Here is a 2,511-nt window from a genome sequence, read left to right on the forward strand (position 1 = left end):
TGGCGCGGAAGCCCGGCGTGTCGGGGTCCAGCACCGGGTCGGGGCGGAAGGTGGTCACCACCCGGCCGCGCCAGCCGGAGGATTGCAGCGCCTTGTGGTGTTCCAGCGGGTCGAGCGGCCCCTCGGTGGTCGCCAGCACCTCGATGTTGAAGCGCTCGAACAGGGCGCGCGGGCGGAACGCCGGCTGTTCCAGGCACTCGGCGATGCGGTCGTAGACGCGGTCGGCGGTGTCGGTCGAAAGCCGCTCGGTGACGCCGAACACGCGCTCCAGCGCGTATTCCCACCACAGGCGGGTGGGGGTGCCGCGGAACAGATGCCAGCGCTCCGCCACCGTGCGCCAGACGCGGCGGGGGTCGGTCTCCACCGGGCCGCCGTCCACCGGTCCACCGTCCAGGCGCGGCACGCCCAGCCGCTCCAGCGGCACGCCCTGGCTGTAGAGCATGCGCAGCAGGTAATGGTCGGGCACGACCAGCAGGCTGGCCGGATCGGCGAAGGGCGCGTCGGTGGCGAACCACGCCGGGTCAGTGTGGCCGTGCGGGCTGACGATGGGCAGGTCGCGCACCGCGGCGTACAGGCGCCGGGCGATGGCGCGGGTGCCGGGCTCGGCCGGGAAAAGGCGGTCGTCGTGCAGCATGCCGGCCCTCACATCAGCGCGTTCGGCAGGAACAGGGAGATCTGCGGGAAGGCGATCAGGATCCCCACCAGCGCCAGCACCGCCGCGACCAGCGGCAGCGATTCCACGAAGTACTCCTCGATCGGACAGTCGAGCAGGCTGCACACCGCGAACATCGCCACGCCCACCGGCGGCGTCATGCCGCCGAAGGTGACCATGGTCATCATGACGATGCCGAAGTGCACCTCGTCCACGCCCAGCTGGCGCACGATGGGCAGGAAGATCGGCGTCAGCAGCAGGACCAGCACGGTCGCCTCGACGAAGCAGCCGGCGATCAGCAGGAACACCGTGATCAGCAGCAGCATCAGCACCGGATCGCTGGTGAGCCGCAGCATGGCGGCGGCGATGGTCTGCGGCCCCTGCTCGAAGATGATGGCGTAGCCGACCATGCCCGAGAACATGATGATCAGCATGATCAGCCCGTTGTCGAGCAGGCCATGCAGCAGCGCCTCCATGGCGCCGGACCACGTCAGCTCGCGGTGCGCCAGCACGCCCACGAACACGGCGTAGACCACGGCGAAGGCGCCCACCTCCGACGGCGTGAAGAAGCCGCCGCGGATCGCCACCAGCAGCGCCACCGGGAACAGCAGCGCCCACTTGGCGTCCCACATGGCGCGCCCGACCGCACCCCACGTCGGCCGCTCCGTGGCGGCGGAGCGGTAGCCGCGCCGCTTGGAGATGAACCACACGGTGGCCATCAGGAACGCCATCATCAGCAGCCCCGGCACGACGCCGGCCAGGAACAGCCGGCCTATCGACACGTTGCCGACGAAACCGTAGAGGATGAGGCCCAGGCTGGGCGGGATCGTCGCGGTGATCAGCGATCCCACGGCGATGGTGGCGCAGGTGAAGCCGCGCGAATAGCCGTTGCGGATCAGGTCCGGCCCCAGGATGCGCGCCTCCATCGCCGCGTCGGCGACCGCCGAGCCCGACACGCCGCCCATCAGCGTGGACAGCACGATGCACACCTGCGCCATGCCGCCGGCCATCCAGGACACCAGCACCTCCGAACAGCGGATCAGGCGGCTGGTGATGCCGGTCTTGTTCATCATATGCCCGGCCAGCACGAAGAACGGCACGGCCAGCAGCGGGAAGCTCTGCGAGGCGGAGGCCACCTGCTGCACCCCGATCGCCATCGGGATCATGTCGCTCATGACGAAGAAGGAGAAGCCGGAGATGCCGATGGCGAAGGCGATCGGCGCCCCCAGCATCATCAGCCCGAAGAACAGGGCGGCCAGCAGGGTCACAGCGCGGTCTCCTCGAAATTGGGGGCCGGGGCGCGCAGCACGGAGAACACCAGCTTGGGCGCTCCCCACAGCGAGCGCGCCGTCTCCACCATCTGCCCGGCGAGCGTCAGCGCCAGCAGCAGGCACCCCGCCGGCACCGCCCCGGTGACGAAGCCGTAGCTGATGCCGCTGTCGCCGAACTCCCGCTGCAAATTGGACAGGGTCAGCTGCACGCCCAGCACCACCATGGCGACGAGGAAGGCCAGAACCACGGTGCTGGTGGCGAGATCGACCAACGCCCGCGTGCGCGGCGGCATCCAGCGGACGAAGAGGTCCACCGCGATCAGGTTCCGCTTGCGCAGCGCCATATCGGCGCCGATGAACGAGGTCCAGACGAACAGCAGCTGCGCCAAGTCCACCGACCAGACGATGGGATGCCCGAACGACCGCAGGACGCCCGCGCCGAAGACCAGAAGGACGATGGTCGCCAGCAGCACCCGGCCGACGATCGATTCCACGGTGTAGACGATAGAGGACATGGCGGAGGACATGGCGGTGCTCCCGATCGTGGTCGCTCGCTACTTCGCGATCAGCGCGTCGATCTGCGTCCTC

Annotated in this window: 3 protein-coding genes; all 3 read right to left on the reverse strand. The window is 69.3% G+C overall.

The genetic code is table 11. The features are described from left to right. A partial coding sequence (locus tag VED21_RS33620; RefSeq protein WP_324890280.1) for a glucuronate isomerase occupies positions 1-634 on the reverse strand: 634 nt, incomplete at its 3' end. 8 nt (positions 635-642) lie between these two features. Continuing rightward, complete coding sequence (locus VED21_RS33625) at positions 643-1,920, reverse strand: TRAP transporter large permease (RefSeq protein WP_324890281.1); 1,278 nt, start codon at positions 1,918-1,920, stop codon at positions 643-645. Then, positions 1,917-2,450, reverse strand: a complete 534-nt coding sequence (locus VED21_RS33630; protein ID WP_324890282.1) for a TRAP transporter small permease — start codon at positions 2,448-2,450, stop codon at positions 1,917-1,919. The genes VED21_RS33625 and VED21_RS33630 overlap by 4 nt, the downstream gene beginning before the upstream one ends. Positions 2,451-2,511: the final 61 nt, after the last annotated feature.

This window comes from Azospirillum sp. (genome assembly GCF_035627195.1).
In the GTDB taxonomy this organism is placed as follows: Bacteria; Pseudomonadota; Alphaproteobacteria; order Azospirillales; family Azospirillaceae; genus Azospirillum.

Bases quoted from the DNA above. Each gene is read 5' to 3' on its own strand.
- VED21_RS33630 (WP_324890282.1), bottom strand. From the start codon at position 2,450: ATGTCCTCCGCCATGTCCTCTATCGTCTACACCGTGGAATCGATCGTC.